Below are 1391 nucleotides of genomic sequence, written 5' to 3'. Positions count from 1 at the left end.
CTGCTCCGGTGGCGATTTCGCCGGGATCGAGCCGCTCCCTCTCCAGGCAGGCCCGCACGGCCTGCTCGGCGAGGGCGAGTGGATCCCCGACCCCGGTGCGGACGGTGAGCGCGGTGCGTCCCTCGAGCCCCGCGGCATCCAGGTCGGCCCAGGCGGTCGGCCCGCTGACCGGGGTCTCGCTGGTGTAGATCCGCCCGAAGCCGCCCGCGGTCTCCGAGGCGTGCAGCAGGATGGCCGCGCCGCCCGCGGTGTAGGGGAAGTCCTCGCGGTCGCGTTCGGTGGAGGGATGGGTGTCACCGGCGACGATCAGCGCGTATTCGACATCGCCGAGCCCGGTGAAGCATTGGGCGGCCATCAGCGCGTGCACGACTCCGCTGCCACCGTTGAGCAGGTCGAAGGAGAACGCGGGCACCCGGCCGGAGGCGTACTCCAGACCGACCGAGAGCCGCTTCTGGATCAGCGCGGCGACGGCCGGTTCGGCGATATTGCTGTCGCGGAAGACGCCCGCGTTGATCACCAGGCCGACCCGTTCGGGCGCGACCTCGGCCGCGGCCAGCGCCTGCCGACCGGCCCGAGAGGCCAGTTCGAAGTAGCTGCCCGTATCCGTGTCGGTGCACACGGCCGCGGAAACGATTGCGGTACTCATCTATTCACGCCTCCAGACGGGAGATGGTCGCGGCGAGATGCCCGGACACGACGCCGGACGCCTCGGGGATCAACAGCACCTTGGAGCCGCGCGGAATCTTGCGCTGCGCCAGGTGTTCCCGCAGCACCAGGAAGTGCGAGGTGGACGCGGTATTGCCGTACTCGGAATACACGTTGAGCGCCTGCGGCATCGGGGTGTCGAAGTGCCGCTCGGTGAGCGAGCTGATGTATTCGATGGCCGGGCCGCTGAACTGGTGGTGGATCCAGTAGTCGTACTTCTCGCTCTCCCAGGCCCGCCCGGTCTCCAGCAGGAAGTCGGCCATGCGCGAAATACCTTGCAGGAAGCGGGATTCGCTGGCCAGTGCCCGGTTGTCGGTGTACATCGCGATGCCGGTGGTCTTGTCGCTGGGCTGCCCGATGCAGTGCTCGGCCCCGGCGGAGGTGGTCATCAGCTCGATGTAGTGGATCTCGTCGTCGTCGTTGCCCCGGTCGTCGACCACCACCGCGACCGCCGCGTCACCCACGGTGAGCGCCGCGAACTGCGGGTCGTAGGGCTTGCTGATCTCGCGGACCGCGGTCTCGGCGATGGGCGTGATCTGCTCGCCGCTGACCACCAGGCCCCGGCGCACCACCCCGGACTTGATCATCCGGTCCAGCATCAGCACGCCGGTGATCATGCCCGCGCAGGCGTTGGACAGATAGAAGTGCAGCGCCCCGGTCGCGCCGATCGCCGCGCCCAGCTGGGC

General features: G+C 69.2%; 2 protein-coding genes. Both read right to left on the bottom strand.

Annotation, left to right across the window (positions count from 1 at the left end):
• The coding region (locus ACWELQ_RS45725) for a hypothetical protein (RefSeq protein ID WP_452403197.1) at positions 1-646 on the bottom strand (646 nt) is incomplete at its 3' end.
• Positions 647-650: 4 nt separating this feature from the next.
• On the bottom strand, positions 651-1391 hold a 741-nt coding region (locus ACWELQ_RS45720), incomplete at its 5' end, for a 3-oxoacyl-[acyl-carrier-protein] synthase III C-terminal domain-containing protein (RefSeq protein WP_452403196.1).

The sequence above is a fragment of the Nocardia sp. NPDC004722 genome (assembly GCF_053601505.1).
Note: the sequence above shows the minus strand (reverse complement) of the source record. Positions and strands in the feature narration are given on the sequence as shown.